Source organism: Acidovorax sp. IB03 (assembly GCF_016406015.1).
Taxonomy (GTDB): Bacteria; Pseudomonadota; Gammaproteobacteria; order Burkholderiales; family Burkholderiaceae_C; genus Acidovorax; species Acidovorax temperans.
Window position 1 is genome coordinate 1 of sequence record NZ_JAEFCH010000084.1, and the last position, 1426, is coordinate 1426.

Sequence of the window (1426 nt, forward strand, 5' to 3'; positions counted from 1 at the left end):
TAAGAACCTTATATGGACGCCCCGAATAAGCCAAGCCCTCACTCACTGCTGCCAAGAAGGTAAAGATTGCACCCGTATATCCGGACTTGTTGTGGCGCGAGCCACGGTCCCTGATGGGAATCGCTGGTGGAGGTCCTATCGGTTCAACGCACTCCAAGTGCCACGTTCTTATCGGATTTCATCCACCACGGTCTGACCTGTCTTGCCATCACTTCATGATTGCTTGAGCAATCGGTTGGTTTTCTCCCGCTCCTCGTTCTTGTCGTGCCGGCGCTAGTTGCTCAGACCGACTCTCGTACGTAGCCCGGCTCGTAGCTCCTGTCATGCGCGAGCAACGCCCACACGATGCGGGCATTCTTGTTGGCCAGCGCCACCGCCGCTACGTTCTTGTTGCGCCGCTGCAGCACACCATTGAGCCAGCCACACTGCGCGCTGCCCTGGCCTTGGTGCTGGTCTTTTTTCTGGGCGTGATAGATCACCGAGCGCGCTCCGTGAATCAGCAAGGTGCGCAAATACGTGTCGCCCCGTTTGCTGATACCCAGCAGGTTTTGTTTGCCCCCGCTGGAGTGTTGGCGTGGCACCAGCCCTAGCCAGGCTGCCACCTGCCTGCCATCCTTGAAGTTCTTTGCATCCCCCAGAGATGCCACCAATGCGCAGGCCGTGATGGGGCCAATGCCGGGGATCTGCCCGAGTTTGCGACTCAAGTCGCTTTGGCGGTGCCAGGCCACGATTTGTGCCTCCAGCTCCTGCACCTGGCAGTCAAGCTCCTTGAGGTGCTCGAGCAGACGTTGTATCAACAGTCTAAACACGCCGGGCAACTCGTTGGCTGCATCCTCAATGAGCATTGGCACCCGTTGGGTAATGTGGCCTATGCCTTGGGGAACGATCACCCCAAACTCGGCCAGCAGGCCCCGGATCTGGTTGGCCTGTGCAGTGCGGGCCTTGACAAAGCCCTGGCGCACCCGGTGCAGGGCCAGCACGCCTTGCTGCTCCACGTTCTTGATCGGTACGAAGCGCATGCTCGGGCGGGTGACGGCTTCGCAGATGGCAGCCGCATCGGCTGCATCGTTCTTGTTGGTCTTGACGTAGGGCTTGACGAACTGGGGTGCCATCAGGCGCACGGTGTGGCCCATGCCCTGAAGCTTGCGCGCCCAGTGGTGGGCGCTGCCGCAGGCTTCCATGCCAATCAGGCAGGGCGGCAGGTTCACGAAGAAGGCAGCCATCTGTTCGCGCTTGAGCGGCTTGTTGAACACGGCTTTGCCGTGCTCATCCACGCCGTGGACCTGGAACACATTCTTGGCCAAATCGATGCCAATGGTTGTAATCTTCATGGTGGACGCTCCTGCTCGTTGAGGTGGAAAAACTGACATCTCCACTGTGGCACTTTCGATGCCGTTTAGGGTGGGGGCGTCCATCCCATTGGTTC

Annotated in this window: 1 protein-coding gene; it reads right to left on the bottom strand. The window is 59.5% G+C overall.

Going from position 1 to position 1426, the window contains the following annotated elements:
* Positions 1–281: 281 nt before the first annotated feature.
* Complete coding sequence (locus tag IHV84_RS20145) at positions 282–1331, bottom strand: IS110 family transposase (protein ID WP_027814485.1); 1050 nt, start codon at positions 1329–1331, stop codon at positions 282–284.
* Positions 1332–1426: the final 95 nt, after the last annotated feature.